Genomic DNA, 18940 nt, shown 5'->3' with positions numbered 1-18940 from the left:
CTTCTGATGCTGGCCCTGCGCAAGACCGCCGCCGCCTTCGGGCTGGAATTCCAGGAGATCCCCGAGCCGCCGCCGCCCGGGCCGGGCGAGGTGGTGGTGCGGGTCGATGCCGTCGGCATCTGCGGCTCGGACGTGCATGCCTATGAGTGGACCGAGGGCTACGGCTTCATGGTGCCGCACCTGCCGTTCAGCCTGGGGCACGAGTTCTGCGGCACCATCACCCGCAACGGCACCGGCTCGGGCTTCGCCGAGGGCGACCGGGTCGCCGTCATCCCCTTCGTCTTCTGCGGCCATTGCGCCACCTGCCGCGCCGGCGACACGCGCAACTGCCTGCAGCGCCAGGGGATCGGCCTGACCCGCGACGGCGGCTTCCAGCGCGAGGTCCGCATCCCCGCGCGCTGCTGCGTCGCCCTGCCGGCCGGGCTGGAGCCCGAGCTGGCGGCGCTCGCCGAGCCGCTCGGCGTCGGCTGCGAGGCGGTGCTGACCGGCGAGGTCGGGCTCGGCGACACGGTGCTGGTGCTGGGGCCGGGGACGATCGGCCAGGCCATCGCCCTCTTCGCCCGCCTCGCCGGCGCCGCCCGGGTGATCGTCGCCGGCCGCGCCGATGCGCCGCGCTTCGCGGTGCTGCGGGCGCTCGGCTTCGCCGATCTGGTGGATGTCGCGGAGGGGCCGCTGGCCGAGCAGGTGCTGGCGCTCACCGGCGGCCGCGCCGTCGACGTGGTGCTGGAGGCGACCGGCGTGCCGCAGAGCCTGAACGAGGGGCTCGGCCTGCTGAAGAAGGGCGGCGTCATCGTCGCCGCCGGCATCCATGCCGCGCCGCTCACCCTGGCGCTGACCGACTTCGTCCGCATGCGCCACCAGCTCCGCGCCAGCCACGGCGCCGAGCGCCGCACCTGGGACCGGGTGCTGGCGCATCTCGGCCGCGACCCGGAGGGGTTCCGGCCGATGATCACCCACCGCCTGCCGCTCGAGCGCGGGCTGGAGGGCTTCGAGCTCGCCCGGCAGCGCGCCGCCAGCAAGGTGATCCTGACCCCATGAGCGCCCCGGAGAGCCCCGTGCGGGACCGCCTCGCCCTGGTCACCGGCGCGGCCCGCGGCATCGGCGCCGGCATCGCGGCGAAGCTCGCCGCGCTCGGCCACCCCGTCGTGCTCGCCGACGTCATCCCGGAGGTGGAGGCGACCGCCGCCGGGCTGCGCGAGCGGGGGCACCAGGCCCGCGCCATCCGGCTCGACGTGGCGGACGAGGCGGCGGTCGCCGCCCTGCCCATCGCCCTCGGCGAGGACTGGCACCGGCTCGGCATCCTCGTGAACAATGCCGGCATCTCCCCCAAGGGGCCGGATGGCCGGGCGCGGCGCATCCGGGACATGCCGGCCGAGGAATGGCGGCGGGTGCTGGCGGTGAACCTGACCGGCGCCTTCCTCGTCTCCCAGGCTTGCCTGCCGCCGCTGCGGGCCCGGCGCTGGGGGCGGATCATCATGATCACCAGCCAGGCGGCGCGGGCGAAGAGCCAGATCGCCGGCGCGCATTACGCCGCGGCCAAGACCGGGCTGATGGGCTTCGCCCGCAGCCTCGCCGTGGAATGCGGCCCGGACGGCATCACGGTGAACAGCATCGCCCCCGGGCGGATCGACACGCCGATGGCCCGCGGCACGACCGATGCGGCCAATGCCGCCTTCCTCGCCCAAATCCCGGCCGGCCGGCTCGGCACGCCGGGCGACGTGGCGGAGGTGGCGGCCTTCCTCGCCTCGGAGGCCGCCGGCTACCTCACCGGCGCCACCATCGATGTCGGCGGCGGGAGCTTCATGCCCTAATTGCCATTCCCCACGAAGCCGCTGCGCGGCTCCGCGGGGGCCCCGGACTCCCTCTCGGCCCCAAGGGGCGTCACAGCCTGCCGAGGCGAAGCCTCGGCAGGGCAACGGGCGGCGGACGCGGCGGCGGGCGACCACGGGCCCGGCTTTCGGGCGCCGGGCGCCGCCCCGGGGGCCGTTGCCGTCCGTTCCTTGACACCCCACCCCCCACCGGGCTTCATCCGGGCGCCTGTCGCCGATCCTGCCCGGGGACCGATCCGCGGGCACCCAACCCTGCGGTGGTTTTCTTGAGCACATCCATGGCGAAGAAGAAGTCCGGCGGCTGGCTGGAAAGCGTCAAGACGATCCTCTATGCCGGCCTCATCGCCATCGGCATCCGGACCGTCGCCTTCGAGCCCTTCAACATCCCCTCCGGCTCGATGATCCCGACTCTACTGATCGGCGACTACCTCTTCGTCTCAAAATACTCCTACGGCTATTCCCGCTATTCGATGCCCTTCGGGCCGAACCTCTTCTCCGGCCGGATCTTCGAGCGCCTGCCGCATCGCGGCGACGTCGCCGTCTTCAAGCTGCCGCGCGATCCGAGCCAGGACTACATCAAGCGCATCATCGGCCTGCCCGGCGACCGCATCCAGGTCAAGGGCGGCATCCTGCAGATCAACGGCGTGCCGGTGAAGCGCGAGCTGGTCGGCGAGAGCGACCTCGACCGCTGCTACCGCGAGCCGCCGCGCTACTACCGCGAGACCCTGCCGGAGGGCGTGACGCACGGCATCCTGGAATGCTCGGACCAGGGCAGCGCCGACAACACCCAGGAATACCGGGTGCCCGCCGGCCATGTCTTCGGCATGGGTGACAACCGCGACAACAGCCAGGACAGCCGCTTCCTCGATGCGGTCGGCTTCATCCCGGTCGAGAACCTGGTGGGCCGGGCGGAGTTCATCTTCTTCTCCTTCGACGGCAACCAGGCCAGCCTGTGGAAGCCCTGGACATGGCCGATGGCGATCCGCTGGAGCCGGCTCTTCTCCGGCGTCCGATGAGGCATCCGGCGTGAGCCCGCGCGGATGAACGAGGAGGCGGCCTTCGCTGCCTTCGCGGCCCGGCTCGGCCATGGCTTCGCACGCCCCGAGCTGCTGCGCCAGGCGCTCACCCATTCCTCGGCCACCCAGGGCAGCCGCCTCAGCTCGAACGAGCGGCTGGAGTTCATCGGCGACCGGGTGCTCGGCCTGCTCATCGCCGAATGGCTGATCGAGCGCTTCCCGACCGAGCGCGAAGGCGATATCGGCAAGCGGCACTCGGCGCTGATCTCGGCCGAGGCGCTGGCCGGCATCGCCGAGCGGCTGGAGCTCGCCCCGGCGCTGCGCATGCCCGGCAGCTACCGGCAGCAGGGCTTCCGCACCTGGGTGAACATCCTCTCCGACGCGCTGGAGGCGGTGCTGGGCGCCATCTACCTCGATGCCGGGCTGGAGGCGGCGCGGGTGGTGGTGCGGCGGGAATGGGCGAGCCTGCTCGAGGGCCACCACAAGCCGCCGCTGCCGGCCAAGAGCCGGCTGCAGGAATGGACCCTCGGGCGCGGCCTCGGCCTGCCGGCCTATCGCCTGACCTCGGCCGAGGGGCCGGCGCACAACCCGGTCTTCAAGGTGGTGGTCGCCGCCGCGGGACGGGAGGCCGAAGGGGTGGGAGCGACCAAGCGCGCCGCCGAGCAGGCGGCGGCGGAAGCCTGGCTGGCGGGGTTGGTGAGCGGATGAGCGAGACGGAGACGGGCCGACCCGCCGCGCCCGGGACCGGCGCGGCGGGCGGCGGGGACACCGGGCCGGCGAGGCGGCGGGACGCATGAGCGATGAGCAGGATCGACCCGCCGCGGGCCGGGTTGGCGTGGCGGCGGGCGGCGGGGACAGCCGGCCCGTGGAGCGCATGAGCGACGCGCAGGATCGGCCCGCCGCGCGCGGGCCCGGCGCGGCGGCGGGCGGCGGGGACACCCGCTGCGGCCTGGTCGCCGTGGTCGGCGCGCCGAATGCCGGCAAGTCGACCCTGGTGAACGCGCTCGCCGGCGCCAAGGTGACGATCGTCTCGCCGAAGCCGCAGACCACGCGCTTCCGCATCCGCGCCGTCGTCATGCAGGCCGGCGCGCAGATCATCCTGGTCGACACGCCCGGCATCTTCGCGCCGCGGCGGCGGCTGGACCGCGCCATGGTCGCCGCCGCCTGGGGCGGGGCGCAGGATGCCGACCGCACCCTGCTCATCGTCGATGCCCGGGCCGGGCTGACGGAGGCGGTGCGGGCCATCGCCGGGCGGCTGGCGCAATCGCCGAAGCCGCTCTTCCTCGCCCTCAACAAGGTGGACCTGGTCGAGCCGCCGCGGCTGCTGCCGCTGGCCGCCGAGCTGAACGCCCTGCTGCCGGTGGCCGAGACCTTCATGATCTCGGCCGAGAAGGGCCGCGGCCTCGACCGGCTGCTCGACCGCCTGGCCGCCGACATGCCGCCCGGCCCCTATCTCTTCCCGGAGGACGAGCTCTCCGACCTGCCGAACCGCATGCTGGTCGCCGAGATCGTGCGCGAGCAGATCCTGCGCCAGACGCATGAGGAGGTGCCGCACCACGCGACGGTCGAGACCGAGAACTGGCAGGAGCGCAAGGATGGCAGCGTGCGGGTGGACTGCACCGTCTATGTCGCGCGGCCGACCCAGAAGGCGATCCTGATCGGCGATGGCGGCGCCCGCATCAAGGCGATCGGGCAGAGCGCCCGGCGCGAGCTGGAGGCGCTGCTGGAGCGCCGGGTGCATCTGTTCCTGAACGTCAAGGACCGCCCGGGCTGGGACGAGGAGCACGGCCGGCTGCGGGCGCTCGGGCTCGAGGAGCTGGACTGATTTTTCTCCCCACGAAGCCGCTGCGCGGCTCCGCGGGGGCCCCGTGATTCGCCGCAGGTCCGGGAGCCGTCACAGCCTGTCGCGGCAAAGCCGCGCCAGGGCAACGGGTGGCGACAGGGTGCGACGGACGCTTCGGTCGGCGCCTCAGCGCGCCGGGGTGAAGCGCACCCAGCCCGGCACCTGCGCCGCGAGGTTCACCTCGCGCCATTTCGGATGCCGCGGCGGCTGCAGGAAGGCGGGGAAGCGGCCGGTGAAGGCCTCGACGAAGCGGGCCACCTTGCGGTGCCGCTCATGCCCCGCCGGCCAGGCATAGACCGCCATCACCGCGCCCACCGCGACGGTCTCGACCGTCTGCCCCTCCGGCACCAGCGCCGGGTAGTCGACATGCCGGAACTCCGCCGGCAGATAGGTCTCGAGCAGGGCCGGCGTCGCCGGCAGCGGCAGCAGCTTCAGCCCGGCATCGCCGGGGATGCCGTTGAACAGCCGCGCCGGCTTGCCCGCGACATAGACCAGCGCCGCGATCTCGCCCCGCCGCAGCCGCTCGAGCGCGGTGTCCTGCGGCTCGTTGCGCGCCTCGACCTGCAGGCCGAGCGCGCCGAGCAGCAGCGAGGCGGTCATCGCCGTGCCGCTGCCGCGGACATCGACATTGACCGGCTTGCCGGCGAGGTCCTGCACCTGGCCGATCTCCGGCCGCGCCAGGATGTGCACCTCCTCGTCGTAGAGCTTGGCGATGTACTGGATCAGGCTGTCGACGCCCGGCAGCAGCCGCTCGCGCCGCGCATAGGCGAGGACGTCGGACTGCACGATGCCGATATCGACGCCGCGCAGCACCAGGATGTCGGCGATGTTCTGCAGCGAGCCCTTGCCGAGGATCGGCAGCACCCGCAGCGTGTCGCCATCGTCCAGCACCGCGGCGAGGTCGGCGGCGATGCGCACATAGGTGCCGTCCGGCCCGCCGGAGATGATGCCGACCGTGCCGGCATTGGCCCGCGCGGCGAGCGCGGTCAGCGAGGCGGCGCTGCCCTGGGCCAGGGCGGCGCCGGGACGGGCGGCGAGAGGCAGGGCGGCGCCGGCCGCGAGGACGGCGGCGCCGAGCAGGCCGCGGCGGGGCAGGATCATCGGCCGGTCTCCGCCGCGGCCAGCGCATCCGCCCGCCGGTACCAGGCCTCGGCGGCCGCCGGATCGGCCCGGATGCCGCGGGCGCCGAGCCCGGCGAGCACGGCCGGGTCCTGGGTGCGCCCGGCGGCGCGGGCGCCCTCGGCGCTGCCCGCCTCGGCCGCGCGCTCGTAGAAGCGACGGGCGCCCGAGACATCGCCGAGCCCGAGCAGCGCATCGCCGCGGCGGAGCAGCGCGGCGACGCGCGCCTGGTCGATGGCCGGCCGCGCCGGCGGGAGCGCGGCGGGCGGGGCCGCCGCCAGGGTGGGTGCGGCCTGGGTGGCCGCGGCCTGGGTGGATGCGGCCTGGAGCTGGGCCTGGGGCGCGGCCGGGCCTGGGGCCGGCGGGGCCGGGGCCTCGGGGGCCGGCGCGGGGGCCGCCACGTCCACGGCCGCCACCGCCGCCTCCGGCACCGTCGCCGGTGTCGCCTCCGGCATGGCCTCGGGCGCCGTCGCCGGCAGGGCGGCGCCCTCCCCCGCCGCCTCGGCGGCCGCGAGGCGCTGCGGCGCCAGCGGCGGCGCCGGCAGCAGCGACGGCGCCACGGCCAGGAATTCGTGCAGCGCCGCGGGCGGCGTCGCGGTCGGCGCGCCGATCATCGCCACCAGCGCCGGCGCGGCGGGCCCGGCCGGCAGGGCGAGCGCCGGCAGGTCGCGCAGCACCACCGGCGCCCCGGGCGCCCCGGGCGCGGCGGCGAGCGAGGGCGGCGCCGCGGCCAGCACCGGCGGCCCGGGCGGCGGCAGCGGCGCCGCATCCAGCGGCCCGGCCTCCACCTCCGCCTCCTCGCCGCCCTCCGTCGGCCCGGCCGGGAGGGCGGCCGCCTCGGCCCCCGACGGCGCCGCCGGCCGCAGCCTGGCCTGCGCCGAGGGCGAGACGAAGCCGGCGAGGCGTATCGTCGCCGCCGCCCGGCCGGGCGGCGGCGCGGCGGCGGTCGCCGGGCCGGCCAGGTCGGGCGCCGCGAGCTGATGCACCAGCAGGGCGCCGACCAGGCTGCTCGCCAGGGCGAGGCCGCCGAAGCCGATCCAGGCGGCGCGGCCGCGGCCAGGGGGCTGCCCCGGCATCCCCGCGGCCGGGGCCAGCAGGGCGCGCCGCGCCGCCTCCAGCCAGGTGCCGCGGCCCGGCAGGTCGAGCGGCGCCTGCGCGGCGAAGCCGCTCGCCAGCAGCATCGGCAGGCTGATCATGGCGCCGCGCGGCAGGCTCGCATGCACCACCGGCAGATGGCCGGGAAAGGCGGCGCGGAAGCGGGTCTGCGCCAGGCAGCGTTCGAGCCGCGCCGGCGCGTCCGGCGTCCAGCGCGGCGGTTCCTCCAGCAGGACGATGCCGCGCGCCGGATGCAGCAGCACGGCGTCGATCGTCACCGGCGGCGCGCCGCCGAGCTGCGCGGCGGGCAGCACCACCCAGTCGCGGTCCAGTCCGGGAAACAGCCGCGCCGCATCCGGCGCGGATACGGCGGCGGCAATCGGGGGGGCGATGTCAGGCACGGCGGCAGCCTCCCAGCCGTCGGGCCTTCCAGTATAAAGGCGGGCTCCCCGGACACCGTTACGAACACTTTTCAACCCTAAGCGAGCAACCGCCGCAGCGCGAGCCCGACCGGCACCATGGCCGGGATGAGCGAGCCGGTGAAGCTCCGCAGCGCCTGCAGCACCGCCTCGCGCCGGCCGCCCGGCACCGCGCCGGCGATGGCCAGCGCCGGGCGCAGCGCATCCGCCTCGCGCACCGCCAGGGCGATGGCCGCCTCCCGCCCGGCGGCGATGGCCGCCGGCTCCAGCGCCGCGCCGAGCCAGCCCGGCAGGGCGGGCGGGATGCCCGGCCAATGCGCCAGGTGCAGGTAGAGGCTCGGCACCACGCTGCCCGGGCCGTGCCGCGCCGCGAGCCCCCGCACCGCCGCGGCGAGATCGGGCGGCAGCGCCTCCAGCCGCGGCAGGGGCGGCGGCGCCGGCAGCGGGGCGGGCGCCGCCAGGGCGGGCGGCGGCGGCGCCGGCTCGGGCGGCACCTCCTCCAGCGCCCGGCGCAGCGCCGTCAGCAGGATGAGGTTGGTGAGGTTGCCGCGGTTGTAGGTCTCGACCAGCGCCACCAGGGCGTCGCGCTCGCCCGGGCCGAGGCCGGCCGCCGCCAGCGCCGCCGCCGGCAGGGGCGCGATGGCGGGCAGCGGCAGCGCCCCGGCCAGCCGCTCCCGCGCCCCGGCGAGGCGGCCATCCTCGAGCGGCGGCCGGATCGCCGCCCAGACCCAGGGCAGCACCTCCGGCATGGTGGCGAGGTGGCGATGGATCAGGTTCACCAGCGGCACCCCGCTCGCCCGCCGCAGCGCCGCGTAGAGCGCGGCGATGGCGGGCGGCGCCTCGTCCTCGCGCAGCTCCGGCAGGGCCGGGCCGGCCGGCGCCGCGGGCCCCGCCCCGCTCATGCGGCGGCCGCCCGCGCCGCCCCGGCCCGGCGCGGCCTCACAGCGCCGTCACGTTGGTCGGCGCCGGGTACCAGCCATAGCCCTCGCCCTCGCGCTTCACATGGCCGAGGCCGGGCCAGGGGAAGTGGTAGGAGAGGATCAGGTGCTCGTCCTTCGCCAGCCGGTCCAGCATCCGCGCCCGCGACTGCGCCGAGAGCTTGGGGTCGGAATCGAAGGAGAACTCCCAGAGCGGCTTGCGCAGCAGCAGGATCTGGTGATGCGCCAGGTCGCCGGTGTTCACCACCGTCGTCCCGCCCGAGGTGATGGCGTAGCACATATGGCCGAAGGTGTGCCCGGGGGTGGAGAGCGCGACGATGCCCGGCACCACCGGCTGCCCGTCCTTCACCATGATCATCCGGTCGCGGTAGGCGCCGAGGTTCTTGGTCGCCCCGTCGATGAAGGAGGTCATGAATTCCGGCCCCTTCTTGTTGCCGGAATCGGTCCAGAATTTCAGGTCGGTCTCGCTGATCGCCACCTGGGCGTTCGGGAAGTTGCGCTTGCCCTCGGCATCCACCAGCGCCCAGCAATGGTCGCAATGCGCATGCGTCAGGATGACGAGGTCGATCTGCTCCGGCTGGATGCCGGCGGCGCGCATGTTGGCCAGCAGCCGGCCGGTGGTCGGGCCGAACATCTTGCTCGCCGCGCCCATGCTCTCGCCCATGCCGGTGTCGAACAGGATGAGCTGCTTGCCGGTGTTGAGGATGAGCGCGTTCTGCTCCAGCGTCGCCGCGCCGGGATCGAGGAAATTGCCGGTCAGCAGGGCGCGGATCTCCTCCGGCGGCGAGGCCGGGAAGGCCGGCTCCGGCTTGCCGAGCGGCAGGGTGCCGTCGGAGACGATGGTCGCCTCGAACTCGCCGATGCGGAAGCGGTGCCAGGCCGGCGGCAGCGTGTTCTGGAAGGGCGCCGCGGCGCGGGCCGACAGGCCCGGCAGAAGGGATGCGGCGAAGCCGGCCGAAGCCGCGCCGAGAAGGGCGCGGCGGCTGAATGCGGACATGCGGTTATGGTCCTCCCCCGATCGGTCCCGCGCCGCGGGACCGGCGCGGAGCATGCCACAGCGGCAGCGCTTGTCTGCCTGAAAACGCATCCATGCCGCGCATTGACGGCCGGCGGCCGCTGCCGCCACCTTGCCGGCAAGAGGAGGACACGGATGCCGCAGCTCGCCACCTGGGCGGAACGCCAGCCGCAGAAGACCGCCGTGCATTTCCCCGACAGCGGCGAGAGCCTCACCTATGCCGCGCTCGAGGCCCGCGCCCGGCGCGCGGCGCACTGGCTGATCCGGCAGGGACTCGGGGCGGGCGACGGCATCGCCGTGCTGCTCGACAACCGGCCGGAATTCCTCGAGCTCGCCGAGGCGGCGCGGCTGGCCGGGCTGTATTTCACGCCGCTCTCCATCCATCTGCGGCCGCATGAGGTCGCCTATGTGCTGAACGACAGCGGCGCGAGGCTGGTCGTCGCCAGCCCGGCGCTGGCCGGGCTCGCCGCCACGCTGCTCGCCGAGGGGGCGCTCGGCGACCGGCCGCGCTACGCCGTCGGCGAGGGCCTGCCCGGCTACCGGGACTACGAGGCGGCGCTGGCGGCGGAGGACCCGGGGGCGCCGCTGCCGGAGCGGCCGCTCGGGCGGGAGTTCCTCTATTCCTCGGGCACGACGGGGCTGCCCAAGGGCATCCGCCGGCCGATGCTGCCGCATGCCGAGCGCGACGCGCCGATGTGGGACATGACCTGGAAGTCGCTCTACGGCTTCGACGAGAGCGTGGTCTATCTCTCGCCGGCGCCGCTCTACCACGCGGCGCCCTTCGGCTATGTCGGCCGGACGCTGCAGGAGGGCGGCACCGCCGTCATCCTGCGGAAGTTCGACCCGGCGCAATGCCTCGCCACGATCGAGCGCTTCCGCATCACCCACAGCCAATGGGTGCCGACGATGTTCGTGCGGCTGCTCGCCCTGCCGGAGGAGATCCGGCGTCGGCACGACCTCGCCTCGCACCGCGTCGCCATCCATGCGGCGGCGCCCTGCCCGGTGCCGGTGAAGCGGGCGATGATCGAATGGTGGGGGCCGATCCTCTACGAATACTATGCCGGCTCGGAGGGCATCGGCACCACGATGATCGACAGCGAGACCTGGCTGCGCAAGCCGCGCTCGGTCGGCCGGCCGGTGAACGGCGTCAAGGTCCACATCACCGGCGAGGACGGGCGGGAGCTGCCGCCGGGCGAGACCGGGACGATCCGCTTTGAGGGCGGGCCGCGCTTCGCCTACCACAACGCGCCGGAGAAGACGGCGGCCTGCTACGACGCGCGCGGCTGGGCGACGCTCGGCGATCTCGGCTGGCTGGACGAGGAGGGATACCTCTTCCTGTCCGACCGCCGCGCCGACCTCATCCTCTCGGGCGGCGTCAACCTCTACCCCGCCGAGATCGAGGCGGTGCTGACGCAGCACCCGGATGTCGCCGAGGTGGCGGTGGTCGGCATCCCGCATCCGGAGATGGGCGAGCAGGTGCATGCGGTGGTGGTGCCGCGCGCGGGCGTCGCCGACGATGCCGGCTTCCGCGCCGGGCTGGAGGCCTGGTGCCGCGAGCGGCTGGCGGGGCCGAAGCGGCCGCGGAGCTGGGAGGTGGCGGAGGAGCTGCCGCGCAGCGAGGCCGGCAAGCTGCTCCGCCGCCTGCTGAAGGAGCGCTACCTGCCGGGCTGACCGCCCGGCGACGGCGCGCAACGACGTCGTGGGGACGACATCAGTCCGTCTTCAGCCCGAGCCGCCTCACCCGCGCCTCCTCGGCATCGATGGTCTCGGCCATCACCCGGGCATAGTCGATGCTGTTGAGATACTCGACCGGCTGGTCGAGCCGCGCCAGCACCGCCAGATGCGACGGATCGAAGAGCGCCTTGCGGAACCCCTCGTGCAGCACGCCGAGGATGCCGGGATCGAGCCCGGGCGGCGCCACCAGCCCATAGGGCGAGGTGATGACCATGCCCTCATAGCCGAGCTCGAGCAGCGTCGGCACCTCGGGGAAGCGCGGCACCCGCTCGCGGGTCCAGAAATTGAGGAAGCGGAGCTGCCCGTCCACCACCATCTGGGCGCCGCCGGTGCCGGCCGCCTGCGCCTCGATATGGCCGCCGAGCAGCGCCGGATAGGCATCCGCCTCGCCGCGGAAGGGGATGTGCTCGACCTCCAGCTTCTCCCGCTCGGCGAGCTCCAGCATCGCCAGATGCGGCGTGCCGTTGGCCCCGGTATTGCCCCAGCGATGCGTGCCCGGCCGCGCCCTGGCATCGGCGACCAGCTCGCGCCAGGTCTTCCAGGGCGAATCGGCGCGCACCAGCACGCCGAAGGTGTAGCCGGTGAGGTGCAGGACCGGCGTGAAGTCGCGCCGCGGGTCGTAGGGCATGCGCTGCATGAAGGGCAGCCGCAGCGCCGGCAGCGTCATCTGCGCGACCAGGTAGCCATCCGGCTTGGCGCGGGCGACGGTGGCGGCGCCGAGGGTGCTGCCGGCGCCCGGCCGGTTCTCGGTGACCACCGTCTGGCCGAAGGCGCGCGAGGCCGCCTCGGCCAGCGCGCGCATCTGCACATCCGTCGCCCCGCCCGGGGTGAAGGGCACCAGCAGGGTGATCGGCCGTTCGGGGAAGCGGGGCTGGGCGCGGGCCAGCCCCGGCAGGGCGAGGGCGCCCGCCGCGCCGAGCAGGGCGCGGCGGCGGCAGCGAGGATGGCTCACAGCGTCCGGCCGATGATCTCGCGCATGATCTCGCTGCTGCCGCCATAGATGCGGCCGACCCTGGCATCGGCCCAGGCGCGGCCGATCTCGTACTCGGCCATGTAGCCGTAGCCGCCATGGATCTGCAGGAAATCGTCGAAGAGCCGGTTCTGCATCTCGGCGCCGAGCAGCTTGGCGGTGGCCGCCAGCTCCACCGTCAGCTCGCCGCGCAGGTGCAGGGCGAGGCAATGGTCGGCGAAGACGCGGTACATCGCCGCCTGCGCCTTGGCATCGGCCAGCTTGAAGCGGTTGTGCTGGAAGTCGATGACCGGCTGGCCGAAGGCCTGGCGCTCCTTGGCGTACTGCACCGTCTTCTCCAGCATCACCTCCATCCCCATGGCGGCGCGCACCGCGATCACCAGCCGCTCCTGCGGCAGGTTGCGGATGAGGTAGGAGAAGCCCTTGTTCTCCTCGCCGAGCAGGTTCTCGACCGGCACGCGCACATCCTCGAAGAACAGCTCCGAGGTGTCCTGGGCGTGCAGGCCGATCTTCTCGAGGTTGCGGCCCTTGGTGAAGCCGGGCGTGCCGGCGGGCACGCAGATCAGGCTGATGCCCTTCCGCCCGGCCGCCGGATCGGTCTTGGCGCAGACGATGACGAGATCGGCGAGCTGGCCGTTGCTGATGAAGGTCTTGGAGCCGTTGATGACGTAGTGGTCGCCCTCGCGCTTCGCCGTGGTGCGCATCGCCTTGAGGTCGCTGCCCATGCCCGGCTCGGTCATGGCGATGGCGCCGATGATCTCGCCGCGCGCCATCCCCGGCAGCCATTCGCGCTTCCGCTCCGGCCGCGCCAGGTCCTCGATATAGGGGACGACGATGTCGGAATGCAGCGGGAAGCCCGGGCCGGTGCAGTTGGTGCGGGCGATCTCCTCGATGACGATGGCGCTGTAGCCGAAATCGGCGCCGGCGCCGCCATGCTCCTCGGCGAGCATGGGGCAGAGGATGCCCGCCTCCCCCGCCTGCCGCCAGACCTCGCGCGGCACGATGCCGTCGCGCTCCCACTGCCGGTGATGCGGCACGACGTGCTTGTCGTAGAAGCGGCGCACCGTCTCGCGGAAGGCCTCGTGCTCGGCCGTGTAGACCGTGCGCGGCCCGGTCAGGCGGGCGCCGCCGGCGGCCAGGTTGGTATCCATCTCGTCTCTCCCAGCGGGCTTTGGTACGGGCTTTTGGGGCGGGCTGTTGGGGCGGCGCCGGTCAGGCGATGGCGCCGGCCTCGCGCAGCGCCGCGATCTCCCCGGCCTCGAGGCCGGCCTCGCGCAGCACCGCCTCGGTGTCCGCGCCGCGCGCCGGCGGCGGCGCGCCGAGCTCGGCCCGCGTGCGGCTGAAGCGCGGCGCCGGGGCGGGCTGCACCACGCCGTCCCGCAGCGCGAAGGTGCCGCGCGCGACATTGTGCGGATGCGCCGGCGCCTCCTCCATGTCGAGCACGGGGGCGACGCAGGCATCGGTGCCGGCGAAGAGCGTGGCCCAGTCGTCGCGGGTGCGGCTGCGGAAGAGGCCGGCGAGGCGCTCCTTCAGCGCCGGCCAGGCAGCGGGCTCCATGCGGTCGGGGAAGTTCCGCGCGTCGAGGCCGAGCGTCTCGCAGAGCAGGGCGAAGAATTGCGGCTCGATCGGCCCGACGGCGAGCCAGCGGCCATCGGCGCATTCATAGGTGTCGTACCAGGGCGCCGCGCCGTCGAGCATGTTGGTCCCGCGCTCGTTGCGCCAGCGGCCGCGCGCCTTCATGGCGTAGATCGGCGCCATCAGCAGCGAGGCGCCGTCCACCATGGCGGCGTCCACCACTTGCCCCTCGCCGCCGGTCTTCGCATGCAGCAGCGCCGCCACCACGCCGAGGGCGAGCAGCATGCCGCCGCCGCCATAGTCGCCGACGAGGTTGAGCGGCGGCACCGGCCGCTCGCCGGCGCGGCCGATCGACCAGAGCGCGCCGGTCAGCGCGATGTAGTTCATGTCGTGGCCGGCGGACTGCGCCAGCGGCCCCTCCTGCCCCCAGCCGGTCATGCGGCCGTAGACGAGGCGCGGGTTGCGCCCGAGGCAGGGCTCCGGCCCGAGGCCGAGCCGCTCCATCACGCCGGGGCGGAAGCCCTCGATCAGCGCGTCGGCGCCCTCGACCAGGCGCAGCACCGCCGCGATGGCGGCGGGCGACTTCAGGTCGAGCGCGACGGAGCGGCGGCCGCGGTTGATGAAATCCTCGGGCGGCACGGCCGGCCCGTCCCGGCGCTCGATGCGCAGCACCTCGGCGCCGAGATCGGCGAGCACCATGCCGCAGAACGGGCCAGGCCCGATTCCGGCGAATTCCAGGATGCGCAGGCCCTTGAGCGGTCCCATCCGTTCCCTCCGTTCGGAGGGAGGCTAGAACAATTCGCCAGCTATCGGAAATGCCCGATCGGCGCCGCGCGGCCTCTATCCGCTCCGGCAACAGCCGCGCCGCGGCCATGGCCGGCCCCGACCGTGGCCGGCCCTGGGCACGCCAGGGCCGGCGGCGGCCCCGTGGGTCAGCCCTCGCCCGGCGGCGCCGGCTCCGGCGTGGCCGCCGGGTCGGGCTCGCGCCGCGCGCCGCGATGCTGGCCGCCGAGCCGGCCCGCCGCGCTCGCCTTGCTGCGGTCATTGGCGAAATTGGCCGGGTTGTTCTGGCGGCCCTGATGCGTGCCACCGATATGGCCGGCCTCGCGGGCCTTCGCCGGATCGTTGGCGAAATTCGCCGGGTTGTTCCGCTTGCCCTGGTGCACGCCGCCGAGATGCCCAGCCTCGCGCGCCCGCTCGCGGTTGTTGGCGAAATTGCCCGGGTTGTTGGCCGCGCCCTGGCGCGAGCCGCCCAGCTGGCCGGCGCGCGACGCCTTCTCGCGGTTGTTGGCGAAATTGCCCGGGTTGCTGTTCCGGCCGCCGCCATGCGGCATTTCGCCGCTGGATCCCGCCATGAGGCTGTCCTTCCTGCTGCTTGCATTCACGCCGGCCCGGCCCGGCGTCCCGCTGCCGAAGCCCGAGGGCTCCGCAACCAGGCCGCCGGGCCCCGTCTCCTGCGTCCTGCCGGTGCGTCCCGGCGATGGGCGGTCCCATGCGCGGGTCGGTCAGGACATCGGCGGCCGGCAGGGGTGCAACGCGCCGCGGCCCGATGGGATGCCTCGGCGCGGCCCGCAGCGGTGGACGATGCGCCGCCGGTCCGGTCAGGCCTGCGGCGGCGGCATCTCCCGCGGGCCGGGCGGGCTCTGCGGCGGTATCTCCGGCCCCGGCGTCGGCGCGGGCGGCAGCGGGCTCGGCCCGGGCGCCGGCGAGGGCGGGCCGGGCGGCATGGGCGGGATCTCGGGCCCAGGGCCGGGGCCGGGACCAGGGCCGGGACCGGGGCTCGGGAAGCCCGGCGGCACGGGATCGGATGGCATGGCGCGTCCTCCTCGGTTGGGCCCGGACAACGCGAGGCGGGCGGCGGCGTTGCCCGGCCCGGCCGCGGCCGGGCGGCATTCCGCTGCCGGCCGGGCTGTGTGATACTGCGACGGAGAATGGAAACCCGTGCCGTGCGCGCTCCCATGCCGGGGGTTGGTGACCCCTCTCCCTGACGGGGCGGGTGCGGTCATCGCATGCGAAGCCCGCGCCGCGGGCCGGCGCAGCGAAGGGAAGGCACCGTCGCGTGGCTCCGATGGCGGACCCCAGCGCAGGACCGGACCCAGGCGGCACGCATGTCGTCTGCGCCGGCTGCGGCGCCGTGCTGCCGGCGACCGCCCGCTTCTGCAGCGAGTGCGGGCTGCGGCAATCCCCCGGCCGCGCCGCGCTGCAGCCCGGCCCGCCGCGCTCGCGCGAGCTGCGGCCGATGACGGTGCTGTTCTGCGACGTGGTCGGCTCGACCAGCCTCGCGGCGAGCGCCGACCCCGAGGAGTTCACCGAGGCCATCACCCGCTTCTACCGCGCGACGACCCAGGCCGTCGCGGCGCATGGCGGGCATCTCGGCCGCCTCGTCGGCGACGGGGTGCTGGTCTATTTCGGCTATCCGGCGGCGCAGGAGGACGATGCGGAGCGGGCGGTGCGCGCCGCGCTCGACATCCTCGACGCGGTGGCGGCGCTGCCGATGCGGGCGGGCGCGCCGCTCGCGGTGCGCATCGGCATCTCGACCGGCCTCGTCGTCGTCGCCGACCTCGCCGATACCGGCGATCCGCGGCATCTCGACGTCTTCGGCGAGACCCCGAACCTCGCCGCCCGGCTGCAGGCGCTGGCCGAGCCCGGCACGGTGCTGGTCTCGGACAGCGTCCGCCGGCTGGTCGGCGCGCTGTTCGAGTTCCGCGACCTCGGCCGCCACCCGATGAAGGGCTGGCCGGAGCCGGTGCAGGCCTGGCAGGCGCTCGGCATCGCCCAGAGCCCGGACCGCTTCGCCGCCCGCACCGGCGGGGCCAGCCTGCCGCTGCTCGGCCGCGAGGCGGCGCTCGAGCGGCTGCAGGCGCTCTGGCACGAGGCCTGCCGCGGCACCGGCCGGGTGGTGCTGATCTCCGGCGAGGCCGGCATCGGCAAGTCCCGCCTGGTGGCGCAGCTGCTGCGCCAGACCGAGAGCCGCATCGTCATCCGCTACTTCGCCGCGCCGCACCAGCAGGGCATGCCGCTGCAGCCGGTGCTGCAGCAGCTCGAGCGCGACAGCCGCATCCAGCCCGACGACCCGCCGGCGACGCGGCTCGACAAGCTGCGCGGCATCCTCTCGACCCTGCCGCCGGCCGAGTTCGCCATGATCGCCGAGCAGCTCTCGCTCGCCGGGCCCGGCCTCGCGCCGGTGCCGCCCATGCCGCCGCAGCGCCGGCGCGAGCGGCTGCTGCAAGCCCTGGCCGACAACCTGGCGGCGACGGCGCGGCTGCGCCCGGTGCTGACCGTGCTCGAGGACGCGCACTGGGCCGATCCGACGACGCGCGAGCTGCTGACGCTCTGGATCGAGCGGGTGACGACGCTGCCGGTGCTCTCGGTGATCACCGCGCGGCCGGAATTCGCGCCCGCCTGGCTGGCCGCGCCGGGGGTGGAGCGGCTGACCCTGGCGCCGCTCGCCGAGCCGGCGGCGGCCGAGCTGGTGCGCTACGTCGCCCGCGACGTGCCGCTGCCGGCGCCGATCACCCGCGACATCCTGCGCCGCGCCGACGGCGTGCCGCTCTTCCTCGAGGAGCTGACGCGCGCGGTGGTCGAGCAGATCGCCCAGGCCGGGAGCGACCCGGCGCCCGGCGCGCCGGGCCCGGCGGCGCGGCGCGAGAGCGAGCGCGCCAGCGTGCCGGTCTCGCTGCACGCCTCGCTGCTGGCGCGGCTCGACCGGCTCGGCGAGGCGCGCCAGCTCGCCGAGCTCGCCTCGGTGATCGGCCGGGAATTCGACCCGGCCCTGCTCGCCGCGCTGCTCGACCGGCCGGCGGAGGCGCTGGCGCCGATGCTCGACCGCCTCGTCGAATCGCGGGTGCTGCTGCGCCATGCCGGCGGCGCCCGCTACCGCTTCCGCCATGCCCTGATCCAGGATGCCGCCCTCGGCATGCTGCCGCGCGAGCGCTACCGCGCCCTGCACGGCCAGGTCGCCGACATCCTCGAGCAGCGCTTCCCGGCCAGCGCCGCGGCGCAGCCGCAGGTGATCGCGCATCACCGGACGGAGGCGACGCAGTCCGAGCTCGCCGTCGGCTGGTGGCTGCGTGGCGCGCAGCAGGCCTTGCAGCGCGCCGCCATGGAGGAGGCGCTTGTGCAGCTCCGCCGCGGCATCGCCCTGCTGCGGACGCTGCCCGAGAGCGAGGCGCACGACCGGGCCGAGCTCGAGATGCAGCTCCTCGCCGGCCATGCGCTGCTCAGCCTGCGCGGCCACAGCGCGCTCGAGACCGGCGAGGCCTATGACCGGGCGCGGCAGCTCGCCGAGCGCCTGCCCGGGCAGCCGCAGCTCCGCACCGCCATGCACGGCCAGTGGAGCCATGCCTGGATGCGGGGCCGGATGGACCAGGCGGCGGAGCGCGCCGAGGCGCTGCTGGCGCAGGCGACGGCGCGCGGCTCGAGCGGCGCGCTGGCCGCCGCGCACAGCGCCATGGGCCATAGCCGCTTCCTGCGCGGGCAATTCGCCGCGGCGATCGAGAGCCTCGACCTCGCCCTCGCCGAGGATGCGCGGACGGTGCGGGACCGCAGCGGCGGCCTGACCGCGCAGGCGACGATCATCAGCACCCGCTGCTACGCGGCCTGGGCGCGCGCCATCACCGGGCGGCTGCCGGAGGCGCGGCGCGACCTAGCCGCGACGCTGGCGGCCGCCGAGGCCTCCGGCTTCCCCTTCGCCATCGCCTACGGGCACTACGCCATCGGCCGCTTCGACTACGACCGCGGCGACGAGGAGGCCTGCATCGCCCGGCTGCGCGGCGCCATCGCGCTCTGCGAGGAGCACGAGGTGCGCTACATCGACATGGCGGCGAAGGCGATCACCGGGCTGCTGCTCGGCCGGCGCGGCGAGGTCGAGGAGGGCCTCGCCCTGGTGCGCGCCTGCATCGCCTGGAACCGCGGCATGCAGGCGATGACCTTCGTCCCCAGCTTCCTCGGCATGGAGGCGGAGCTGATGGCGATCACCGGCGACACCGGCGGCGCCCTCGCCCGGATGGAGACCGGCTTCGGCCTGCTCGCCGAGAGCGGGGCGGTGTGGGAGGAGGCGGTGCTGCTGCGCCAGCGCGGCGAGATCCTGCGCATGGCCGGGCAGGCGGCCGAGGCGGAGGCCGACCTCGCGGCGGCGCTGCGGCGGGCGGCGGCGCAGCAGGCGCCGCTCTTCGGGCTGCATGCGGCGCAGCCGCTGGCCGAGTTGCTGGCGACGACCGGCCGGGCGGCGGCGGGGCGGGACGTGCTACTGGACGCCCTCGCCCCCTTCGCCGGCGAGGCCGAGCCGGTGGTGCGGCGCGCCCGCACCCTGCTCGCCCGCATCGCCCGGCCCGGCGGCCCGGGCTGATCCGAACGGCCGTTGCTGGTGCCCCGGCAACGGCCCTCAT

General features: G+C 75.0%; 15 protein-coding genes. 7 read left to right on the top strand and 8 right to left on the bottom strand.

What is annotated here, in order from left to right; translation table 11 throughout:
* The first annotated feature begins 6 nt into the window (after window positions 1–6).
* From DOO78_RS15645 to era, 5 genes are all read left to right on the top strand, one after another.
* Entirely contained in the window at window positions 7–1038 is a 1032-nt protein-coding gene (locus DOO78_RS15645; RefSeq protein ID WP_111470796.1) for a zinc-dependent alcohol dehydrogenase, read from the top strand.
* Window positions 1035–1811: an SDR family oxidoreductase gene (locus tag DOO78_RS15640; RefSeq protein WP_111470795.1), complete on the top strand. Its 777-nt coding sequence runs from the start codon at window positions 1035–1037 to the stop codon at window positions 1809–1811. Before DOO78_RS15645 ends, DOO78_RS15640 begins: the two co-directional genes overlap by 4 nt.
* Window positions 1812–2107: 296 nt before the next feature.
* Window positions 2108–2845: a signal peptidase I gene (lepB, locus tag DOO78_RS15635; protein ID WP_111470794.1), complete on the top strand. Its 738-nt coding sequence runs from the start codon at window positions 2108–2110 to the stop codon at window positions 2843–2845.
* Between the two features lie 24 nt (window positions 2846–2869).
* Window positions 2870–3553 carry a ribonuclease III gene (rnc, locus tag DOO78_RS15630; protein ID WP_111470793.1) on the top strand — a complete coding sequence of 228 codons (684 nt, stop codon included), beginning with the start codon at window positions 2870–2872 and terminating at the stop codon, window positions 3551–3553.
* 166 nt (window positions 3554–3719) lie between these two features.
* Window positions 3720–4670 (top strand): GTPase Era, encoded by a 951-nt coding sequence (gene era / locus DOO78_RS15625; RefSeq protein WP_111470819.1) that lies wholly within the window; start codon window positions 3720–3722, stop codon window positions 4668–4670.
* A gap of 144 nt (window positions 4671–4814) precedes the next feature.
* Here the strand turns inward: era and DOO78_RS15620 are convergent, their stop codons facing one another.
* From DOO78_RS15620 to DOO78_RS15605, 4 genes are all read right to left on the bottom strand, one after another.
* Window positions 4815–5789, bottom strand: coding sequence for a TAXI family TRAP transporter solute-binding subunit (locus DOO78_RS15620; RefSeq protein WP_111470792.1), 975 nt, complete (start codon window positions 5787–5789; stop codon window positions 4815–4817).
* Window positions 5786–7303 carry a hypothetical protein gene (locus tag DOO78_RS15615; RefSeq protein WP_111470791.1) on the bottom strand — a complete coding sequence of 506 codons (1518 nt, stop codon included), beginning with the start codon at window positions 7301–7303 and terminating at the stop codon, window positions 5786–5788. The genes DOO78_RS15620 and DOO78_RS15615 overlap by 4 nt, the downstream gene beginning before the upstream one ends.
* Before the next feature lie 77 nt (window positions 7304–7380).
* A complete protein-coding gene (locus DOO78_RS15610; RefSeq protein ID WP_111470790.1) occupies window positions 7381–8223 on the bottom strand; it encodes a hypothetical protein in 843 nt (280 codons plus the stop codon).
* A 37-nt stretch (window positions 8224–8260) separates the two neighbouring features.
* Window positions 8261–9256 carry an MBL fold metallo-hydrolase gene (locus DOO78_RS15605; protein ID WP_111470789.1) on the bottom strand — a complete coding sequence of 332 codons (996 nt, stop codon included), beginning with the start codon at window positions 9254–9256 and terminating at the stop codon, window positions 8261–8263.
* A gap of 153 nt (window positions 9257–9409) precedes the next feature.
* On the opposite strand from DOO78_RS15605, the gene DOO78_RS15600 reads away from it, so the two are divergent.
* On the top strand, window positions 9410–10945 hold the full coding sequence (locus DOO78_RS15600; RefSeq protein WP_111470788.1) for an AMP-binding protein: 1536 nt from the start codon (window positions 9410–9412) through the stop codon (window positions 10943–10945).
* Between the two features lie 40 nt (window positions 10946–10985).
* On the opposite strand, the gene DOO78_RS15595 is transcribed toward DOO78_RS15600, so the two are convergent.
* The 4 genes from DOO78_RS15595 to DOO78_RS15580 all read right to left on the bottom strand — a co-directional run bounded on the left by DOO78_RS15595 (window position 10986) and on the right by DOO78_RS15580 (window position 14908).
* Window positions 10986–11960: a tripartite tricarboxylate transporter substrate binding protein gene (locus DOO78_RS15595; protein ID WP_111470787.1), complete on the bottom strand. Its 975-nt coding sequence runs from the start codon at window positions 11958–11960 to the stop codon at window positions 10986–10988.
* Window positions 11957–13129, bottom strand: a complete 1173-nt coding sequence (locus tag DOO78_RS15590) for an acyl-CoA dehydrogenase family protein (RefSeq protein WP_111470786.1) — start codon at window positions 13127–13129, stop codon at window positions 11957–11959. The genes DOO78_RS15595 and DOO78_RS15590 overlap by 4 nt, the downstream gene beginning before the upstream one ends.
* Window positions 13130–13190: 61 nt before the next feature.
* The gene (locus tag DOO78_RS15585; RefSeq protein WP_111470785.1) at window positions 13191–14318 is read right to left on the bottom strand and encodes a CaiB/BaiF CoA transferase family protein; all 1128 of its coding nucleotides are present in this window, start codon (window positions 14316–14318) and stop codon (window positions 13191–13193) included.
* A 167-nt stretch (window positions 14319–14485) separates the two neighbouring features.
* Window positions 14486–14908: a con-10 family general stress protein gene (locus DOO78_RS15580; RefSeq protein ID WP_243634569.1), complete on the bottom strand. Its 423-nt coding sequence runs from the start codon at window positions 14906–14908 to the stop codon at window positions 14486–14488.
* 713 nt (window positions 14909–15621) lie between these two features.
* Between DOO78_RS15580 and DOO78_RS15575 the strand changes: the two genes are divergently transcribed.
* The gene (locus tag DOO78_RS15575) at window positions 15622–18900 is read left to right on the top strand and encodes an adenylate/guanylate cyclase domain-containing protein (RefSeq protein WP_111470783.1); all 3279 of its coding nucleotides are present in this window, start codon (window positions 15622–15624) and stop codon (window positions 18898–18900) included.
* Window positions 18901–18940 lie beyond the last annotated feature (40 nt).

It is taken from the genome of Roseicella frigidaeris (assembly GCF_003258945.1).
Lineage (GTDB): Bacteria > Pseudomonadota > Alphaproteobacteria > Acetobacterales > Acetobacteraceae > Paracraurococcus > Paracraurococcus frigidaeris.
Note: the sequence above shows the minus strand (reverse complement) of the source record. Positions and strands in the feature narration are given on the sequence as shown.